Below are 18,730 nucleotides of genomic sequence, written 5' to 3' on the forward strand. Positions count from 1 at the left end.
CATATCTACAACCACGAGGTGCGCGAGGTCACCTGCACGCTCACCAGTGTTGCGGGTGCGCTGGAGATTGCCGCGTCGCGCGCGGTGACGCTGGTGGAACGCATGCAGGAGCGTGGCCTGGTACGCATTGTGGACGGACGCATCCTCCTCACCGATGATGGCCGCCGCTACGCGCTCGAGGTGGTGCGCGCCCATCGGCTGTGGGAGCGCTACCTCGCCGACGAAACCGGCGTCGATCCGCTCGAATGGCACATGCGGGCCGAGAAGCAGGAGCACGCGCTCACCCAGGACGAGGCCAACGCGCTCGCCGAGCGCCTTGGCAACCCGCGTTTCGACCCGCACGGCGATCCCATTCCCGCCGCGGACGGCTCGGTGGTCGACGATGTTCTGACGCCGCTGACGGTGCTGGAGCCGGGAGAGCGCGCGGTGGTTACGCATCTCGAGGACGAACCGCCGGTGGTCTTCGCGCAGATCATGGCGCTGGGTATCTACGTGGGCATGCAGGTGCGGATGGATTCGCGCACCGAGCAACGCGTTGTCTTCGATGCGGACGGGCGCAGGGTGGTGCTGGCGCCGATGCTGGCGGCCAACATCTCCATTCGCCGCGCCGACGAGGCCGAAGATGCGCCGGACGCAACCGCGACGCTGGCGGCCCTCGAACCAGGACAGGTGGCGGACGTGGTGCGGGTAAGTCCCGCGTGCATCGGGCTGGAACGCCGCCGCCTGATGGATCTTGGCATCGTGCCCGGAACCCGCGTGGGCTATGAGCGGCGCGGCCTGACCGGCGGCCTGTCCGCGTACCGCGTTCGCGGCACCATCGTGGCGTTGCGCGAGGAACAGGCGAGCATGATCGGCGTGACCAATGTGGCGCCGGCCGCACAGGAAGGGAACACGGGAGCCTGATGAGCGAGGACCGCAGTACCACCCAGGATTGTCCGCCCAGCGCGTGCGCCGGGTGTCAGCACCACGCCGGGAACCTGGTGAGGCTCGGCGTCAACATGGACCGCTTCGACTACGTGGTGGCACTGGCCGGCAACCCCAACACCGGCAAGAGCACGGTGTTCAATTCCATCACCGGCCTCAAGCAGCACACCGGCAACTGGCCCGGCAAGACGGTGGCCCGCGCCGAGGGCGGCTTCGCACTGGGCGACCGGCGCTACAAGCTGGTGGACCTCCCCGGCACCTATTCGCTGCTCTCGACCACCGTCGACGAGGAGATTGCGCGCGACTTCATTCTGTTTGCGCGTCCCGACGTCACCGTGGTGGTGGTGGATGCGTCGCACCTGGAGCGCAATCTCAACCTGGCGCTGCAGGTGCTCGAGATCACCGATCGCGCCGTGATCTGTCTCAATCTCGTCGACGAAGCGAAACGTCATGGCCGCACCGTCGATCACCGCCGTCTGGCGCGCGATCTCGGGGTGCCGGTGGTGCCCACCGTGGCCCGTAGCCGCAAGGGCATCGACGGACTCCTCGAGACCATCGCCGACGTCGCCTCGGGCGAGATAGCGTGCAAGCCGCGCCGCCTGGCGCGTGGGTCAAGGGCCGCCGAGCGCGTCGTGGCCGAACTCGCCGCCTCAATAGAAGCGGCACTGCCGGGGCTGTCCAACCCGCGCTGGCTCTCGCTGCGCCTGCTGGACGGCGACGTGGCCGTGGAGCAGGCGCTGCGCTCCGGCTCGCTGGCCGAGTTTGCAGGTGGCGCAGCCCCTGCGCGCGCCGTCGGATCCGAGGTGGCGGCGGACGGGTCCGCGCTGGCCGTGCTGGAATCCGCGCGCGCGCTGCGCTGGGAGGTGGGTCCCGAGTTCCAGGACTCGCTCATCGAGAACCTCTACGCGGAGGCCGCGCTCATCGCGGACCGCGCCACCCTCGTCGATGGCGGCAAGAACGCCTTCGACTTCGACCGGGCCATCGACAACCTGGTGACGAGCCGCTGGTTCGGCTTCCCCATGATGATCGGAATCCTCACCGTGGTCTTCTGGGTCACGGTGTCGGGCGCCAACGTACCGTCGGCCATGCTGGCGACACTGCTCATCGACAAGGGGCAACCGCTTCTGCACGCGTTCGGCAGCGCCATCCACATGCCGCTGTGGCTGTCCGGGCTGCTCTTCGACGGCGTGTACCTCGCCACCGCCTGGGTGGTGTCGGTGATGCTGCCGCCCATGGCGATCTTCTTCCCATTGTTCACGCTGCTCGAGGACTTCGGGTATCTCGCGCGGGTGTCGTTCAACCTCGATGGGATGTTCAAGCGCGCGGGCGCGCACGGCAAGCAGGCGCTCACCATGAGCATGGGTTTCGGCTGCAACGCGGCCGGTGTGGTGGCCACGCGCATCATCGACAGTCCGCGCGAACGCCTGATCGCCATCATCACCAACAACTTTGCGCTGTGCAACGGGCGCTGGCCCACGCAGATACTGATCGCCGCCATCTTCATCGGTGCGCTGGTGCCCGCGCATCTGGCGGGACTGGTGTCGGCCGCGGCGGTGGTGACCGTGGCGCTGCTCGGCGTCTCCATGACCTTCCTGGTCTCGTGGCTGCTCTCGCGCACCGTACTCAAGGGTGAGGCGTCCACCTTCAGCCTCGAGTTGCCGCCCTACCGCCCGCCGCGGTTCTGGCGCACGCTCTATACGTCGCTGATCGACCGCACCCTGTTCGTGCTGTGGCGCGCGGTGGTGTTTGCCGCGCCCGCGGGTGCGGCCATCTGGCTTTCGGGCAACGTCCAGGTTGGCGGGGTGAGCGTGGCCGAGCACCTGGTGCGCGCCTTCGACCCGGTCGGGCTCCTGATCGGCCTCAACGGGGTGATCCTGCTGGCGTACGTGGTGGCCATTCCCGCCAACGAGATCGTCATTCCCACTATTCTCATGCTCACCGTGATGACGGCCGGCGCGGCGGGTGCAGGTGCGGGTGCGGGTGCGGGTGTCATGTTCGAGCTCGACTCCAGCGCCGACATCGGCCGCCTGCTGGTGGCCGGCGGCTGGACCACGCTTACCGCTGTGAATCTCATGCTCTTCAGCTTGCTGCACAATCCGTGCAGCACCACCATCTTCACCATCTTCAAGGAAACCAACTCCCGCCGCTGGACCACGGTGGCGGCACTCCTGCCGCTGCTGATGGGATTCGCGGCGTGCTTCCTGGTGGCCCAGGTATGGCGGATCATCGCCGGATAGCGCGCGCCTGTATCGTGTCGCTGGCGCTGCTGTCGGGCTGCAACGGCGGCCCCGGGCCGCCCGGCCCGCCGGACTCGTCCTGGGACTGGGAGAACCCGCTGCCCCAGCCGCACTTCCTCTTTGGGCTGTGGGGCTCCGCCCCCGGCGACGTGTACGCGGTGGGCGACGCGGGCACGATTCTTCATTACGACGGCGCGCGCTGGTCGGGCGTGGACTCACCCACGCGCCACCGCCTCGCCCACCTGCACGGGGCCGACGGTGTTGTGTTTGCGGTGGGCGATGCCGGAACCATCCTCTCACTCAATCAGAATTCCTGGGCACCGGTTCCGTCTCCCACCAATGAGGACCTGTGGAGCGTGTTCGTACGCGACGCGTCGCGCGCGTTCGCGTGCGGCGAGAACGGGACCATTCTGCTATACGACGGGTCCGCGTGGAGCTCGATGCATTCCGGGACCAGTGCCATCCTGCGCGGCATCTGGGCGTCGCCCGCCGGCGATGCATTTGCGGTCGGGACCGACGGCGTGATTCTGCAGTACGACGGGACCGCGTGGATGCCGATGGCGAGTGGAACCGCGCGCGCCCTGCGCGCCATCTGGGGAAGCGGCCCCGGCGACGTGTACGCGGTGGGAGACGCGGGGACGATTCTGCACTACGACGGGGCATCGTGGCAGCGCGTGCCCGCCGCCGCGACCGACAAGTTGCAGAGCGTGTGGGGGCTTGGAGCGAGCGAGGTATACGCCGCGGGCAACCGGCGCACGGTGGTGCGCTTCGACGGGGCGCAGTGGACGGTCATCGATGGTGGAACCAACGACGAGTTGTGGGAGGTATGGGGCGACGGAAGGAGCGTCGTCACGGTTGGCGGCGCGGGGTTGATCCGGCGTTACGACGGCGCGGGCTGGTCGGCCGAGAATCGCGGGCCGGTGCCGGTGATCAGCGCAATCTGGGGTGCGGGTGACGAACCGGCGCTGGCGGTGGGATCGCGCGGCACCGTTCTCGCGCGCACGGGTGGGGCGTGGGTGGAAAGCGCGAGCGGCGTCGTCGATCAGCTGCTCGACGTGCACGGCAGCGACCCCTCGCACGCAATTGCGGTGGGGGTGAACGGCGTCATCCTGCGCTTCGATGGCAGCACCTGGGTGCGCATGCCGTCCGGCACCGGGGTCCAGCTCTCCGGGGTGCGCGTGCGCAGCCGCGACGATGGGGTTGCGGTGGGCGACGGCGGCACCGTGCTTCGCTATGACGGCCAGGACTGGCGCGCCGAAGACGCGGGCACCGGCGAAGCACTGCTGGCCGTGTGCGAAGACGGAGCGGACGGCGCCATCGCGGTGGGGAATCGCGGGACGCTGCTGGAGTTCGACGGACGGCAGTGGCGCACTGCGCCCGCGCTCTCCGGGGCCTTTCTGACCGACGTGTGGGCCGGGGCGGGGTTGGCGGTGGCGGTGGGTGACGGCGGGACCGTGCTCGAGCGCCGCGGTGGCACCTGGCGGCGGGCGGAGACTGCGACCGGCGCCATCCTGCTCGCGGTGTGGGGCCGGTCGCGCGACGACGTCTACGCCTGCGGGCGCGACGGCGTGGTGATACACCGTGACGCCCGGGGCTGGAAACCGCTCCCGTCGCCAACAATCCTGACGCTGGAGGGCATGTTCGGCTCCCCGGCGGGCGTGTGGTTCGCCGGAAACTACGGCGCGGTGCTGCGCCTGCAGTGACAGCGCCCGGCGGTGGGGTGGAAAATCAATGGACGAAACCGGGTCGCTTTCCGTATTAGTAGGGAATTGAAGACCGGCCGCCGGCGCGGGCGGCCCGATGCAAGATGTCAAACCGACTGACCCCCGAGCAATTCAAGGTGAAGTCGCTGGGTGAGTGCCGCGTGCCCTCGCCCCTCGGACTGTCTCCGCACGTGGGTGACGGACTCGCGCACTACGTACCCGACAAGACCCGGGTGTTGTACCGCATTGCCGGCGAGTCCGAGGAGGACTTTTCCACCCATCTCTTCCTGGAGCGTGCCGGTCCGCGCGACCACCTCTACTTCGACCCCGCGCACACGCGTGCGGCCGTTGTCACATGCGGCGGCCTTTCGCCGGGGGTCAACAACGTCATCCGCTCCATCGTGCTGGAACTGCAGTTCCAGTACGGCGTGCGCGACATCATCGGGTTCCGCTACGGATACCGGGGTCTGAACCCGGAGCGCGGCTACGAGCCGGTTCCGCTTACCTACGAACTCATCCGCACCATCCACAACGAGGGCGGGTCCATCCTGGGAACCTCGCGGGGTGCGGAGGAAGTCAACGTGATGGTGGACCGGCTGGTGGAGTTGGGTGTGGATATCCTCTTCTGCATCGGCGGCGATGGAACGCTGCGCGGCGCCCACGCCATGTACGAGGAGATCGAGCGGCGCAACCTCGACATCGCCATCGTGGGCATTCCCAAGACCATCGACAACGACATTACCTTCGTCTACAAGACGTTCGGTTTCGACACGGCGGTGGAGGTGGTGCGCTCGGCCATCGACGGGGCGCACGTGGAGGCGATTGGTTCGGTGAACGGCGTGGGCCTGGTGAAGGTGATGGGGCGCGACTCGGGCTTTATCGCCGCCTACGGCGCGTTGGCCAGCATGCAGGTCAACTTCTGCCTCGTTCCCGAGGTACCCTTCGACCTCGAGGGCGAGGGCGGGTTCTTCGACTGCCTGGAGAAGCGGTTGCAGCGCCACGGCCACGCGGTGGTGGTGGTGGCGGAGGGCGCCGGCCAGCAGTTCTTCCCCAACGCCACGCGGGAACAGGACGCCTCCGGCAACGTCGTGCCCCGCGACATCGGCGTGTTTCTGCGCGACGAGATCGCCCGTTACCTGCGCGGGCGCGGGCAGATGTTTTCGATGAAGTACATCGATCCCAGCTACATGATCCGCAGTGTGAAGGCCAACGCGGGCGACGCGATCTTCTGCGACAACCTGGCGCGCAACGCGGTGCACGCGGGCATGATCGGCAAGACCGACGTGGTCATCGGTCTGTGGCATGGCATCTATACGCACGTTCCCATCCCGCTCACGGTCCGCGGGCGCAAGCACATCCACCCGGAGAGCTACCTGTGGCGCAGCGTGGTGGCGGCCACCGGCCAGCCCATGGTAATGCGCGCGCGCGCGCGACGCTGAACCGGCCCACCCTTGGTTGACTGCCCGGGGAGGCACCCCGAACCGCCGCTTGAATTCGCCCCCCGCCCGGTGGTAGGCTCGCCCGACAAGTCGTAAGCAACCCTTCACTCAGGAGGAAGTCATGACCCCGCTTTTCCGAACCGGCGGGATCCTGATTTCTGTGCTCGCGATTCTGATTCTCGCCCCGGGACCATCCCGGGGGGATGACGGCGCGGTACAGAACCAGATCTCTGTCTATACCGGAGCCAATGCGCAGGGTTACCTGCAGCCGCTCGTCAATGCGTTTGGGGCGGCTCTCAACAGTACCTACAGCTACTCGGCCTACATCCCCCCTTCGAGTTTTCATATTTCGCTCGAGGTGCCGGTAATGGGCGTCTTCTTCGAAGACTCAGACCGCACCTTCACGGCGACGACGGAACAGGGGTTCCTCCCGCAGTCGGAAGTCACGACGGCACCGACGGTGGTCGGTCCCGGGCAGGCGGTCACCGTTCCGGGCCAGGGGGGGACGCAGTTCAGCTGCCCCGGCGGGCTGAACCTCAACTCGTTTGGCCTCGTCGTGCCGCAGCTGCGCGTGTCCTCGTTCCTGGGGACCGAGGGCATCCTGCGCTGGGTGGCCTACGACTCGGGCGACGCGGATCTTGGGAAAATCAGCCTGTTTGGCATCGGCGGCCGCCACAGCCTGTCGCAGTACATGGGGGAGACGCCCCCGCTGGACCTCGCGGTGGGGCTGCTGTATCAGACCTTCAATGTGGGCGAGAACCCGGACGGCGGCGACTTTACCTCCACCACGGCGTTCTCGATGCAGGTGCAGGCCAGCAAGCGCATGCCGGTGGGGTTCATGACCTTCGAGCCCTACACGGCGCTCGCATTCGAGACGCTGAGTGTCGACGTCGCTTATGACGACGACAACGGTGATCCGGTGACCACCACCGTGGATGGCGACAACGATGTTCGCTTCACCGTGGGCGCGGGGTTCAACTTTGTCGCCGGCCAGATTTTCGCCGATTACAGTTTTGCCGCCACCAACAACTTCTCGTTCGGACTTGCCCTGGGCAACGTCGGACGGCCCCAGTAAAGGAGTGATGACGATGAAACGGACATTGATTGTGCCGGCCATGGTCGTCGCCCTTGCCGCGATGGCCATTCCCGGTTGCCTGGAAGACAAGGTGGTCGAGCTCGTGCTGACCGGAGAGACCTACGCCGACTTCTCGCAGGACGAAACCACGGAGAACTTCGTGGAGCCCGCCGTCGTCGACATGGGCCAGGAGATTCGTGATATTCTGAACGAGAACGGCTACGGCACCGACGACATCCTGGAGGCACACGTGACGTCGGCGAGCTACGGCGTCACCTCGTTCAGCCAGGCGCACGACTGGGAGATCGGCGGTCGTATCGACGTCACCTACAATGGAACCACCGAGACGGCCATCTTCTACACCGCGCAGTCGGTGCAGGGTGCGCTGGGCAAGAAGATCCCGGCGCCGCTGGAGGTCGCCGCGGTGGACCTGATCAACACGGCGCTGGATGACTTCCTGGCCGGGGCCAATCCGGTTCTCACCTTCACGGTGGTGAACGGATCGGTTACCCCGGTGCCGTCGCCGACCGACCGCATGATCTTCGACTGGCGCGCGTGGCTGGCCGTCCAGATCATCATCGAGGAGACGCTGGAAGACATTCCCGACCCGTTCTGATCGACGGCCGCGTTTGAATCGGTGGCGCGCCCCGTGGTTCTTCCACGCGGGCGCGCCGCCACCTACCCAAGGAGCTTTCTCATGACCCGCATCGACACGCTCGAGCCGAAGCACGTCTGGAGCCATTTCGATAAGATCCGCCAGGTTCCCCGGCCCTCGCGCCACGAGGAGAAGATCCGCGAGCACATTCTCGCGTGGGCACGCGAACGTGGCTTCGAGGCGCGCACCGACAAGGTCGGCAACACGGTGATTTCAGTTCCCGCCAGCAAGGGCCGCGAGAAGGCGCCGACGGTGGTGCTGCAGGCACACATGGACATGGTGTGCGAAAAAAACGCCGACGTGTCGTTCGACTTCATGAAGGATGCCATCCGGCTCGAAATGAACGGTGACTGGCTCAAGGCCAGCGGGACCACGCTGGGCGCGGACAACGGTGTCGGGCTCGCCGCGGCGCTGGCGGTTGCCGACGACCCCGCTGTGGCCCACGGGCCCATCGAAATCCTGGTGACGGTAGACGAGGAAACCGGGCTGACCGGCGCGGCGGAACTGGATCCCGCGCTGATCACGGGGCGACGGCTCATCAACCTGGACACCGAAGAACTGGGCGCCATCTACATTGGCTGTTCCGGCGGCGGAAACTCCACCGTGTCCGTCCCGGTGAAGACCCAGGCCGCGCCGGCCGGGTCGGCTTTCGTCGAGGCTGCTGTGACCGGTCTGAAGGGCGGCCATTCCGGCATGGACATCCACCTGCACCGTGGCAACGCGGTGATGACCCTCGCGCGCATCCTGCGTGTCGCCAGCGCCGGCACGCCCTTCCACCTGGCCGCAATTCGTGGCGGAAATGCGCACAACGCCATTCCACGCGAGGCGCGCGCGGTGTGCGCGCTCAAGGAGTCGGACGTGAAGGCGTTCACCGCCGCGGTGAAGACCGAGGGTGGACGCGCGGCGACGGAGCTTGCCGCGTCCGATCCCGAAATGACGGTCGCGGTGAAGACCGGCGCCGGGTCGGTCCCGGTGATGGACGCCGCCTCGACGCGGCGCGTTCTCAATGCGCTATCGCTGATTCCGCACGGGGTGGAGGAAATGAGCGTGGCGGTGCCGGGTCTGGTGGAGACGTCGAGCAACCTGGCCGCGGTGGAGACGAAGGAATCCGCGGTGGAGGCGCTGGTAAGCGTGCGCAGCCCCATTCGTTCCGCCATGGACATGCTGCGCGAGCGGCTGTACGCCGTGGCCGAACTGGCAGGGGGCTCGGTGAAAGACCAGACGCCCTATCCGGGTTGGAATCCAGACCTGCAGTCGGAGATGCTCAAGGTCACCAGGGGTGTGCATGAGCGCGTGCTCGGTACCGCGCCCGAACTCAAGGCGGTGCATGCCGGGCTGGAATGCGGCGTGATCGGCGAGAAGCTGCCAGGTATCGACATGGTATCCATCGGACCGTGGATCGAAGCGCCACACTCACCGGCGGAGCGCATCAACGTGCCGTCCGTGGCCGTGTTCTGGAAACTTCTCACTGCGGTGCTCGACGATCTTTCGCGCTGAGGGCCACACGCCGAGGCGCGGCCTACTTCAGCAGAACCATCTTGCGCGTTTCGGCGCGGTCGCTGGTGGCGAGGCGGTAGAAGTATACGCCGGAGCCGGCCGGAACGCCCGCGTGGTTGCGGCCGTTCCACGCGACCGAGTGGCGACCACCGGGCAGGGCACCGTCGACGAGTGTCTGCACGCGGGCGCCGGTGACGTCGTAGACGGTCAACGTCACGCGATGGCTGCGGCCCGGTGGCAGGTCGAAGGCGATGGTAGTCACCGGGTTGAACGGGTTGGGGTAGTTTTGTCCCAGGCGCATCCGGGCGGCGTGCGCGCCTCCTCCTCCGGAGACACCCGTTGCCACCACGCTGCCGTAGGCGCCGTTACGGTGTATGTTGGCGCGCGCCATCGGCCACGGCGCGGTCGTCGGGTCGTAGGGTGCGCTCAAGCTCCACACGTACACGATGCGGTCATAGCCAACGGCAACGATCTCGGCATTGCCATTGATGTCCAGATCCACGACCGCCGGCGTTCCGCGCATGGCGTCTCCCACCACCAGTGGGAACCCGTCCAGGGGCACGCCCGTGGCACTCCACGCGTTGATGAGCTTCTCCTCGTGTCCCAGCAGGATGTCGGGCTGACCGTCACCGGTCAGGTCGGCGATGATGGGCGATGACTCCGTGTAGGTCTTGGTGGAGTATACGACGGGCCATCCGGGAACATCAGAGCCCGCGTAGTTGATGGCGTACAACTTCCCGTTGGACGAGGGCACGATGACCTCGAGCTTGCCGTCACCAGTGATGTCGGCCAGCGCCGGGGTCGGGTTGAAGAACAGGTTGTGGGGCAGCCAACGCGTCCACAAGAGGGTGTTGTTGTGGTGGAGGGCGTAGGTCTCACCCGTGCCACGCACTGTCACCACCAGTTCCAGATCCCCGTTGTCGTCGATGTCACCCACCACCACGCCGCCGCCCGCATGGTTGGGCAGCGTGCGTGGCCAGCCGTTGAGATTGCTGCCGTCCTCGTTGAACACGTACAGCTTCATGTCCTGGGTGGCGATGATAATCTCTTCCCTGTCGTCGCCGTCCAGATCCGCCAGAGAAACGGCCTGATACTGCCACTGATTGGTGTCCGGCAGGCGCTTGAACACGCCGTTCGTCAGCGGGTTGCTGTCGCCATCCATGAGTTCGCTTCCATCGGTGTGCCACACGTACAGATACGCGTCCTGATCGACCGCGACCACCTCGAGGGCCCCGTCGCCGTCGACGTCTCCCAGCGATATGCTGGCGCGCACGAAGTCGATGGTCGCCTGTGGCCAGCCGGGAAGGACATCGCCGTTGCCGTTGAAGATGAACACCTGCCGAGAGGTGTAGGCCGGCGCCACGATATCCAGCCCCGGGGTTCCGTCGATGCTCGCCAGGGCCGCCGGGCCGATGAAGTCGGTGCCCTGCGTGGAGAAGATCCCGAAGGTGGCAGGCAGCCCGTCGCCGTCGCGGACCTCGTCGCCGTTGCCGTGCCACGCGTACAGCTTGTCGTTGCCGACAATGATCTCGGGGTACCCGTCGCCGTCGATGTCACCGATGGATGGCGAGGTGGCCGAGGGGCCTGGCACCTCGTTGGGCCAGCCCGGCATCTGGGGGGGGTTGGTGGACGCGGAGCCAGTGGCGGAAAAGACACTCTCGTTGCCGGACGAGTCGACCGCGGTAACCGCGTAGTAGTAGCGCGTGCTTGCGGCCAGTCCGGCATCGGTGAACACGGTGTGCGTCACAGGGTCCGGGGACGCAATGTCAAAGGGGCCCGTCGCCAGCAGCGACCGGTAGACCCGGTAGCCCGACACGTCGGGTGAGGGCGACGGAGCCCATACCACCTTGATCTTGTCCACTCCCTGGGTGGCATCGAACGACTGGATGGCCGGGGCCAGTGGTGGGCGCAATTCGATGGTGCGCTCGATGGTGCGCCCCGCGTGGTCGGTGACGATCAGTTGCAGCGGGTTCTCGACTGCGGTGTTGCCCTCGCTCAACTGGAACCCGACCGGGTTTTCCGATTGCACGAGCAGCCCGAGATCCGGGAGCTGCGCGGCGCCCACCGTGACCACGACACCGGCGTCGAGCGGGGTGAGCGTGGCCACCAGTTCTCCCGCAAGGCCGGTCCCGTAATTCTTGACCAGCACAAACAGCTGATACGGCTCTCCCGGCGAGACAACACCGTCGCCGTTACCCACCGGGAGCGCGTCGCTCGCCCGCAGGCCGACCACGTCGAGCAGCGGCGCGCGTATCACCTCGGCAAATCCGTCGCTCCATACCTGCGCGCCGTGCGTGGTCGTGACGTCGAAGCGAACGATGGCGCGGTCGAAGGCGGCCACGGCTGCTTCCACCGTCCACGTGGCGCCGGCCGGAGACCACGCCTCGTCCGGCTGTAAGGCGGGAATGCCGAGGCCGGGATTGGAGATCATGATGTCCGCCGACGGTGAACCCAGTGACGACGTGGCCGGCAGAGAAGCCGTGCCGCCCACGTTGTGGAAACTCGGGCGCAGTTCGACGATCTCGCCCGCGTCGATACGGCCGTCGCCGTTGCCCGACGAATCACCCAGGTTGTCGTCGTCCACCAGCACCGAATCGACCACCAGCTGCGCTCCGCCTGCCGGCAACACCTCGATCCAGCTCTGGCGGCGGCCGAGGTTGGCTCCGGTCACCACCACGCTGATGGATCCGGGCCGCGCGCTCGTGAACGGGGTCGTGAACAGCCCCGAGCCGTTGGTGGTGCCCACGACGTAGTCTTCGCCTTCCTTGTGCAGGCACACGGTGGCACCTGGCTCGGGCTGCCCCTGCACGTCGACCGCGACCACGATGTTGTTGCCGCCCGCGGCAACGGTCGCCGGCACCGCGACGGTCGCGTTGCGAACCGGTCCCGTCCACAGTGGCATGTCCGGATCCGCGAAGATGGTGTAGACGTAGTGCGTCCAGAGTTCGACGCCATCGCCCAGCACCGCCAGCGGGGTACGGCTGGCGCGCGATATCGAGAACGCCTCTCCGATCCGCACCTCGTTGTTCTGATAGAGGGCGGTCGCATAGGCGTGCGCGTAGTACCGCGACGGATCCGGAAATGCGCTGTTGGACGCGCCGATGATCGACACGGCGCCACCCTCCGGGTTGCGCAGCATGTGCTCGCCCAGACAGTCGTAGTCAAAGGCTGCGGCGGTGCAGTTGAGCATGTAGAGGTTGTATGTCCGGTTGGGATGTTCGAGAGCGTCCGCATCCGGGATGGTCACACTGGCGTCCGCGCAGTGCATGTTGAAGCGGTATCCGTGTCCCACGTGGAAGACCATGTTGTAGCCGGCCTCCAGCGAGTCGATGGTGTTCTGCCGTGACTCCTGCGTGGAACCGGGAAAGTACTGCGGGGTCTGGTAGCTGCGCGCGATGCGCCGCGACGGATCATCGAGGATGAGCCTGATCTCCTCCGCGATGGTTCCGCCATTGCTCTGGATGGTCTGTCCCGCGGTCCATGGGGTGGGGAACAGGACCTCTGCGAGCATGAGCACCTTGTCGGTGTACTCGGGATCCAGCGGCGTCTCGTAGGCCTTGATCTTGGCCAGTACGGTGTTGGCCCCGGCCAGGGTGGCCACCGGGAGCCGCGCCACGTTCAGTTCGGCCCACAGGTCGGGGGCGTCGGCGGGTTGCTCACCGAAGCGCTCGTCGCCGTCGGCGTTGAAGGAACCGTCCAGCCCCGCGAAGTAGATGTCCGCGGGGATGCTGGTGCCGCCGTAGTAGTACGCGCTGTACAGGTAACGCGGCGGGATCTGCGGCGTGTCTCCCGCCAGCAGAACGGACTGCGTGCCCCAGTTGGTGTAGGCGTCGCGCAGGAAGAAGCGAATCGTCTCCGCGACGTCGGTGCCGCGCCGGTAGTTGTCGGTGATCCATTCCACCGTGCGCACCACCGTCGGCACGCCGCGCGCGGTCTTCCACGTCGCAAGCGAGTCGAACGGCGCGCTGAGCGCCTCGGTAGTGACGATCACGCAATGCACCGGACTGCCCTGCAGGGAGGGGAGGGCGGACGGGCTGAATGCGCCGATGGGTTCGGGTGTGGGCACGGCGGGATACGCGGCCACGTCCTGCGGGTTGATGACCATGTCGTCCAGTTGTGCCCGAATCTCGGCCGCGGCAGCGGGCGTCATGCGTCCGGCGCGTGCTGCATCGCCACCGTCCGCGATGGCTTCGAGTTCGACGCTCAATTCAATCTCGGTCGCCGCCACCAGTGTGCCGGACTCGATTCTCACCGGGAAGACCACGATGCTGGCAATGGTGTATCCGTGCCACGTCCCCGAACCCGCGTAGCGAGTGAGTTCGGACGGGTAGCGGTTTGCGTCGCCCGCGGGTGCAACCGGTACGGTTGCTTCCGGCAACAGGCGTGGCGCGGGCGCGTCGGGGCTGGGAGAGGGCTGGGTGGCCAGGGCCGGGGTCACGCCGCGTGCAACCACCGTCTCGTGCAGGGCCCGTGCCGTCACTGCACGCACGCGGTCGCCCGGGGGAACGAGCACATTGACCACCCGCATGGGCAGGGCGGGGAAGCCGGGATCGGACAACGTGAGCAGGGCTTCGCCCGAGCCGGTCGTGGCCCGGATGGTGGCACCGGCCGGGCCCGGCTCGATCAGAATTCCGTCTGCGGGGGTGGTGAGGGAGAAATGGAGAACACGCGGGCCGGCCCTTCCGTCAATGATCAGGGGAGCCGCGACCGCGATGATGAGCGCGATGCTGAACAGTTTCGATCGCATGTAGGACCATTGGCATGGGGGACGGCTGCCAGTGAAGGTTAACTATAAGATAGAAATACAGTTGTGTCAACGGAAACGGGGCCGGTGCTGCCAGCCCCATTTCCGGGGCGAATCAGTTGGCGTACTTGACCGAGCAGCCGTAGGGGGTCGTCGATTTGGTGGCGATTGCCTTGCCGTCCATGGCAGTGTCGAGCGATGCCACCACGTAGTTGATCGCGCCCTTCACGTCATCCGGGTTGGTGGATGGCTTGTCGTCGATGGCGCCGGCATAGATGAGGACGCCCTCCGGGCTGATGACGAACATGTCCGGCGTGGTCCTGGCGCCGTAGGTCCGGCCGACCGTGCCAGTGGGGTCGCGCAGGTAGGCGGTGGCGGCGGACTTCTCGTCCGCGGTCATCTTCTTGAGGTCGGCGTCGTCGTAGTACCCCTGCTTGCCGGGTGCGGACGAACAGATGGTGAACCACACCACACCCTCGTCCACGTACTTCTTCTGCAGCGCCTGCATGTTTCCGCTGCCGTAGTGCTTCTTCACGAAGGGACAGTCGAAGTTGTTCCACTCCAGCACCACGTACTTCCCCTTGAAGTCGGAGAGCTTGTAGGTCTTGCCGTCGATGCCGGTCAGTTCGAAGTCCGGAGCGGGCTTGTCGATGGCCGCCGCGGGCCTCGCTTCGTCGCCGGCGACGAGTGCCGCGGGTGCGGCGATGACCAGTGCCGCGAGCGCAGCGAGGGCAATCCTGTGGTATGTGTGCAACATTGGTTCTCCTCCTGAGATGTGTCGTTCTTGCGGGTTACTGGCGACCGAGCGGGACATCGATCTCTATGGCCCTCGCTCCGTCACCACCTGACCAGCCGCTGCTCGATACCAGGATCCCCGACAATCGGGAGGGGATTCCGGCGGCCATACGCGAAATTTCCACGGTCAGTTGATAGGCGGCTCTTCCATATGGACTCGCGATCACCGAGAGCCGTTGCGGTGCCGCGTTTTCGATGAGGCCAGTGTCGTAGGGGAAGAAGAAGACGTCTTCCAGTTTCGTCTCCTGTTCGCCGGCGCTGATGTCCAGGGCGATAAAGCCCTGCCGGTCCACGCGCGCCTCCACGTTCCATTCCAGTGAGGGCCGGGGACATTGCGCCTGCGCTCTCTCCAGGCGCGCGAGCCACTCCGTATCCGTCTCCACCTTGTCGCGTACCTGCAGTGTCAGCGCCACCGAGGCGTCCCCGGGAACACATCCATCCGCGCATGCCAGCCACGAGACGTCGGCGCGCAACTCGACCGTTTCGCCGGCGGTGAGGGTGGTGGGAGTGCGTACATCAAACACCAGCAGGAGTTCCCCGTCGTACCCGAAGATGACCAGCGGGCCGGTTTGGAATCGCTCCGGGAAGGGCCAGCAGGGGGGACCCACCACGAAACCCGCGGGGAGTTTCCACCCCACGCCGGGCGCGAGCCCGGCGTCCCCCGGGTTGAGCCAGTTGAGGTGCCATCCCTCCTTCGCGACCAGGCGCACCGCCATGCGAAAGCGCTGGCCCGGCGCAATGGCGCGCGCTTCGCTCACCAGCGTCGCCGTCACCAGCTCGTCATCGGTGGCGGGAATACCGGTTCCTGCAAGCTGTGCACGCGTTTCGCACGGAACGGCGAGTGCGGCCGCCCACATGGCCGTGGCCATGGCCACGCACGCAACTGGAACCGGGACCACGCGGGACGGCGCAGGACGGCGCAATGCGAATGGGTTCACCATAGGTTGCCGCATCATAACCATTGCGGCTCGTTCGGGCAACTGGCACGGAGGGTACGCAACCCGTCGCACTCATGCGGCCTTCATCGCAGCGGCGGACGACACGCACCGATGCGCTCTCCGCGGGCTTCCGCGGGCCCTGTCGGGATGCACCGGTGATCTTCGCCCCCACCGCTACCCCCGTGGCGATCATCGAACACGGCGCGCGCTACTTCGGGCGTGCCCGGAGCCGTCTTCGTATCCACCTCGCCTCGTGCACGGCGTTTGCTCGTTGAGGACGCCACAAACCGACTCATCATCGCCGAGCACTCGCAGCGTGCGGACGCCGTTGCCGCGGGATTCTCCGTGGCTGGCTCCGCCGAAGGAGCGATTCATGCCACGAGCCGTTCGCCGCGGAGCACTCTCCGCGCTGCTGTTTCTTGCCGTCCTCTGGACCCATGGCGTCGCCGCCGCCAAACCGATTCGCCTCTTCGTATTCAATGCCGTTCCGGACCACACCTTCATCGTCAAGATCAACGGGGTCGACCACTTCTCAGTGTATTCGGGGTCGGCCGGCGCGCTGGCGGTGGCACTGAATGCGGCGGTCGCGGATATAATATCCGTCGTGGACGACGGGAGCCCCGACCTCCAGCCCCCGTCCCCGCCGCTGTTTACGTCGCTCGACACCGGGGACCCAGGGTGCGCGCAGGCGTCCTGGGTGCCGAGCGGCGATCCCACCGTGGTGGGTTACGCGGTGTCGCTGGGGAGGAGCCCGGGCGAGTACGAGCGGGTCGTCGACGTCACCGCCGGTTCGTCGATAGACGTGTGCTCGCTCGAGCAGGGAATGCACTATGTGGCGGTGCAATGCCGCAACTATGCGGGCATGCTGAGCGCGTACTCGGCCGAACTCAGCGTTGAGATCGTGGTGGTGTCGGTGCTGATCGCGAGCTTCGATGCGCGCGTGGTGGACGAGGGGGTGGCGCTCTCCTGGCGCGTCGAGGCAGACGAGCGCATCGCCGGTTTCCGAATCTACCGCGCAGGGCCGGACGGGATCGAACGGCCGCTGACTCCGGATCTCGTCGCTGCGGTGAGCGACGGCTACGTGGATTCGAGCGTGCGGCCGGCGACACGCTACTCCTACGCGGTCGCGGCGGTCAACGAGAGCGGGGAGGAGACGCGCTCATTCACGATTCCGGTCGAGATTCCTGCGCTCACGCTGACGCTCGGACAGAACCTGCCGAACCCGTTCAACCCCGCCACCGCCATTCCCTTCGTGCTGGAGGCCACGTCGCGGGTGATGCTGCGCGTGTACGACGTTCGCGGGGCGCTGGTGGCTACGCTCTTCGACGGCGTCCTGCCGGCGGGTCGTCACACCGTCGGCTGGAACGGGCGCAACGACCGCGGGAGTGTGGTCTCGTCGGGGACCTATCTGTATTCACTGGTGGCGGGCAAGCAGCAGCTGTCGCGCAAGATGCTGATGGTGCGCTGAAGCGAACACCAATGAAGAGACCCGCCGCAATACGCGACGGGTCTCTTTGAGAGTATGCCGGACCTACTAGCGGTACAGCGACTTCACGCCGCCCCAGGTCCTCTGCTCGGTGGGAACCACACCGCAGTGTCCCGGTCCGATGACGCCGTTGTTGTAGTCATCCAGCGTCTGCGTGAGCGCGCTGGTCTGGCTGGGGTCGATGTACCCGCCGCCGACCGGCGGAACGATGAGGCCACCGATGAGCGCATCTGCCGCGGCGATCGCCGCGCTGGCATCGGTCGGGTCCGCGCCCGCCGCAATGTTGAGTTTTACCGCTATCAACTGGTGGGCCAGGCTGACGAGTCCGTTGCCCTGCACCGACTGTCCGAGAATGCTGAGCAGCTGCGCCTTGCTGTAGTTGACGCTGCCCAGCATGAGCGACATGACGGGCCACGCGCTCTCGTGGTTCTTCCAGAACCCCTGCGTGTAGGTGCAGTTGGTGCTCTCGGTGGTGGAGCCGCTGACCGTGTTGCTCAGGCCGCTTGCCGCCGCACCCGAGCCGTCGGTGGCGAAGGCGGTGAAGTGGTACTGCGTGCCATAGTCGAGTTCACCCACCGTGCCGGCCACGCCCGTTTCCTGGAACAGGTCACCAATCTCGATCGTGATGCTCGCGTTGGGAGCGAGCTTGAAGGTCGTGTACTGCCCGCCAAACGTGTTGAGCGTCGGGGCGCCGGTGAACGACGCAGCCCCCTGGCCGTTCACTTCCGTCTCGGGCCACACGAAGCCGCGCGACGCGAAGGTGGCCTGGTCCATCCACCAGATGGTGAAGCCGTCCGGAAGACCGCTCGTGCCCGCCGTGACGGTAAGTGTCTGCTTGCCGTGTCCGCTCTGGCCGACACTCAGTACTGGCGCGTCCACGACTGCCCAGGCGGCCGGAGCCAGGGCCAACAACAGGACCGCGAGCAGCGCGGGAATGCAATTGTAGCGACGGATCATCGAAATCCCTCCTGATATGGAGAAGAGTCCAAATTGTTTCTCGCGTGAGAAGCCGTCAACCACCGGCCACCCCATCTCACACCGGCCCCGCTTTGCTGTCTTGCATGGTTCGGAATCGGGCCCTTGCAGAGTAAGTGTAACATGGGCAACGTGTTACTGTCCATGCCAAAAAACACCCGGGTGGCATCTTCTGCCCATAAATTAAGAGCTAATTATCCGAATTGACGAAAGTGACGCCGGGTAGCAAACTAGAGGTGTTGGGACTCCCGACAACGGTGGC

12 protein-coding genes are annotated in these 18,730 nt (G+C 66.4%); 8 read left to right on the forward strand and 4 right to left on the reverse strand.

The features are described from left to right. The 7 genes from OEX18_03055 to OEX18_03085 form a co-directional block, all read left to right on the forward strand. Positions 1–903 (forward strand): metal-dependent transcriptional regulator (locus tag OEX18_03055; protein ID MDH4336237.1); only part of this gene is annotated, 903 nt, incomplete at its 5' end. Further along, positions 903–3,161 carry a ferrous iron transport protein B gene (gene feoB, locus OEX18_03060; protein ID MDH4336238.1) on the forward strand — a complete coding sequence of 753 codons (2,259 nt, stop codon included), beginning with the start codon at positions 903–905 and terminating at the stop codon, positions 3,159–3,161. The genes OEX18_03055 and feoB, both read left to right, overlap by 1 nt. Then, positions 3,140–4,864 (forward strand): hypothetical protein, encoded by a 1,725-nt coding sequence (locus tag OEX18_03065; GenBank protein ID MDH4336239.1) that lies wholly within the window; start codon positions 3,140–3,142, stop codon positions 4,862–4,864. Before feoB ends, OEX18_03065 begins: the two co-directional genes overlap by 22 nt. 104 nt (positions 4,865–4,968) lie before the next feature. Continuing rightward, positions 4,969–6,303 (forward strand): ATP-dependent 6-phosphofructokinase, encoded by a 1,335-nt coding sequence (locus OEX18_03070; protein ID MDH4336240.1) that lies wholly within the window; start codon positions 4,969–4,971, stop codon positions 6,301–6,303. 121 nt (positions 6,304–6,424) lie between these two features. Continuing rightward, positions 6,425–7,378: a hypothetical protein gene (locus OEX18_03075; protein ID MDH4336241.1), complete on the forward strand. Its 954-nt coding sequence runs from the start codon at positions 6,425–6,427 to the stop codon at positions 7,376–7,378. A 13-nt stretch (positions 7,379–7,391) separates the two neighbouring features. After that, complete coding sequence (locus tag OEX18_03080) at positions 7,392–7,994, forward strand: hypothetical protein (protein MDH4336242.1); 603 nt, start codon at positions 7,392–7,394, stop codon at positions 7,992–7,994. Positions 7,995–8,075: 81 nt separating this feature from the next. Beyond that, positions 8,076–9,530, forward strand: a complete 1,455-nt coding sequence (locus OEX18_03085) for an aminoacyl-histidine dipeptidase (GenBank protein ID MDH4336243.1) — start codon at positions 8,076–8,078, stop codon at positions 9,528–9,530. Positions 9,531–9,552: 22 nt separating this feature from the next. Here OEX18_03085 and OEX18_03090 read toward each other — a convergent pair whose 3' ends face one another. The 3 genes from OEX18_03090 to OEX18_03100 all read right to left on the reverse strand — a co-directional run bounded on the left by OEX18_03090 (position 9,553) and on the right by OEX18_03100 (position 16,010). Continuing rightward, complete coding sequence (locus OEX18_03090; GenBank protein ID MDH4336244.1) at positions 9,553–14,277, reverse strand: C25 family cysteine peptidase; 4,725 nt, start codon at positions 14,275–14,277, stop codon at positions 9,553–9,555. A gap of 112 nt (positions 14,278–14,389) precedes the next feature. Continuing rightward, complete coding sequence (locus OEX18_03095; GenBank protein MDH4336245.1) at positions 14,390–15,031, reverse strand: thioredoxin family protein; 642 nt, start codon at positions 15,029–15,031, stop codon at positions 14,390–14,392. Between the two features lie 34 nt (positions 15,032–15,065). Continuing rightward, positions 15,066–16,010, reverse strand: a complete 945-nt coding sequence (locus OEX18_03100; protein ID MDH4336246.1) for a protein-disulfide reductase DsbD family protein — start codon at positions 16,008–16,010, stop codon at positions 15,066–15,068. 370 nt (positions 16,011–16,380) lie between these two features. Here OEX18_03100 and OEX18_03105 point away from each other — a divergent pair, with 370 nt between their 5' ends. After that, positions 16,381–17,475, forward strand: coding sequence for a hypothetical protein (locus OEX18_03105; protein MDH4336247.1), 1,095 nt, complete (start codon positions 16,381–16,383; stop codon positions 17,473–17,475). A gap of 66 nt (positions 17,476–17,541) precedes the next feature. Here OEX18_03105 and OEX18_03110 read toward each other — a convergent pair whose 3' ends face one another. Next, positions 17,542–18,450 (reverse strand): hypothetical protein, encoded by a 909-nt coding sequence (locus OEX18_03110; GenBank protein MDH4336248.1) that lies wholly within the window; start codon positions 18,448–18,450, stop codon positions 17,542–17,544. Between the last annotated feature and the right edge of the window lie 280 nt (positions 18,451–18,730).

This window comes from Candidatus Krumholzibacteriia bacterium, from assembly GCA_029865265.1.
GTDB lineage: Bacteria > Krumholzibacteriota > Krumholzibacteriia > WVZY01 > JAKEHA01 > JAKEHA01.

Excerpts from the sequence above, each read along its gene's own strand:
- OEX18_03095 (MDH4336245.1), bottom strand. The coding sequence starts at position 15,031 with ATGTTGCACACATACCACAGGATTGCCCTCGCTGCGCTCGCGGCACTG.
- OEX18_03105 (MDH4336247.1), top strand. The coding sequence starts at position 16,381 with ATGCCACGAGCCGTTCGCCGCGGAGCACTCTCCGCGCTGCTGTTTCTT.
- OEX18_03100 (MDH4336246.1), bottom strand. The coding sequence starts at position 16,010 with ATGGTGAACCCATTCGCATTGCGCCGTCCTGCGCCGTCCCGCGTGGTC.
- OEX18_03090 (MDH4336244.1), bottom strand. The coding sequence starts at position 14,277 with ATGCGATCGAAACTGTTCAGCATCGCGCTCATCATCGCGGTCGCGGCT.
- OEX18_03080 (MDH4336242.1), top strand. The coding sequence starts at position 7,392 with ATGAAACGGACATTGATTGTGCCGGCCATGGTCGTCGCCCTTGCCGCG.
- OEX18_03085 (MDH4336243.1), top strand. The coding sequence starts at position 8,076 with ATGACCCGCATCGACACGCTCGAGCCGAAGCACGTCTGGAGCCATTTC.
- OEX18_03110 (MDH4336248.1), bottom strand. The coding sequence starts at position 18,450 with ATGATCCGTCGCTACAATTGCATTCCCGCGCTGCTCGCGGTCCTGTTG.
- OEX18_03070 (MDH4336240.1), top strand. The coding sequence starts at position 4,969 with ATGTCAAACCGACTGACCCCCGAGCAATTCAAGGTGAAGTCGCTGGGT.
- OEX18_03065 (MDH4336239.1), top strand. The coding sequence starts at position 3,140 with ATGGCGGATCATCGCCGGATAGCGCGCGCCTGTATCGTGTCGCTGGCG.
- feoB (MDH4336238.1), top strand. The coding sequence starts at position 903 with ATGAGCGAGGACCGCAGTACCACCCAGGATTGTCCGCCCAGCGCGTGC.
- OEX18_03075 (MDH4336241.1), top strand. The coding sequence starts at position 6,425 with ATGACCCCGCTTTTCCGAACCGGCGGGATCCTGATTTCTGTGCTCGCG.